Below are 801 nucleotides of genomic sequence, written 5' to 3'. Positions count from 1 at the left end.
CGCGCTGGCACGATATCCAGCACCTCTTTAACCTCTTCACCCATGCGCACCCAGTCCTGACTCGTGGCGATATCCTCAACACCATCCACCTTAGGATGGTGAATGTACTCCAATCGATCCAGATGCGCGGGCAATGGATGGCGCGCTACGGATTTACTGGGTTGTTTAGATTGCTTAGGGAGCTTGATTGATGCATGCCATGCGGGGCTTTGATCTGCTGGTTGAGGGGCGTGCGCTGAACCGGAGGCACTATCGCTCGGTTGTGCACAACTCGGCGCTAAGCCCTTAATCAAGTCTTTAAGCCCATTGAGTGCCGCCTCATCTTCTAACTGCGTATCTAAAAACAGCTGGCGCACAGCCTCACTCATGCGCTCACTCTTGGCACCAAAGACCCATTTTTGATAGCGCTTAAATGCCGATTCAAGGCGCTCGTTAAGCGCACTTAATCGGGCGTGTTCCAGCTCGAGCGCATGAATGGTTTTATCTCGGGTCACTAACAGGGATTGAAGCGTTTCAACCTGTGCCATGAGCTCGGATAGTGAAGGGGTATTAAGTTTATTTATCATGGTTAAATAATAACCTAAAAAAAGCTTACACTGCAAGCAAAAACTAAAAAATATAATCCGTTTTGCACAACAAATACAACTACATATGCCAATTATTTGACAGTGTGCAATCAATGCGCTCCCATTGCAACCCCATTACTAATCCATCAAACTGGGCTTGGGTTAATGACCAAAGCGCATCCCCCGCTTTAGGCCAATGAAAACGTCCTTTATGCAAGCGACGCTGACACAGCCA

General features: G+C 48.3%; 2 protein-coding genes. Both read right to left on the bottom strand.

All coding sequences use genetic code 11. The features are described from left to right. Positions 1-566, bottom strand: a 566-nt coding sequence (locus tag NA59_RS13930) for an IS66 family transposase (RefSeq protein WP_044414290.1), incomplete at its 3' end; no start/stop codon positions are given. A gap of 79 nt (positions 567-645) precedes the next feature. After that, a complete protein-coding gene (gene tnpB / locus NA59_RS15870; protein WP_407701057.1) occupies positions 646-798 on the bottom strand; it encodes an IS66 family insertion sequence element accessory protein TnpB in 153 nt (50 codons plus the stop codon). Between the last annotated feature and the right edge of the window lie 3 nt (positions 799-801).

Source organism: Thiomicrospira microaerophila (genome assembly GCF_000934765.1).
GTDB lineage: Bacteria > Pseudomonadota > Gammaproteobacteria > Thiomicrospirales > Thiomicrospiraceae > Thiomicrospira > Thiomicrospira microaerophila.
Note: the sequence above shows the minus strand (reverse complement) of the source record. Positions and strands in the feature narration are given on the sequence as shown.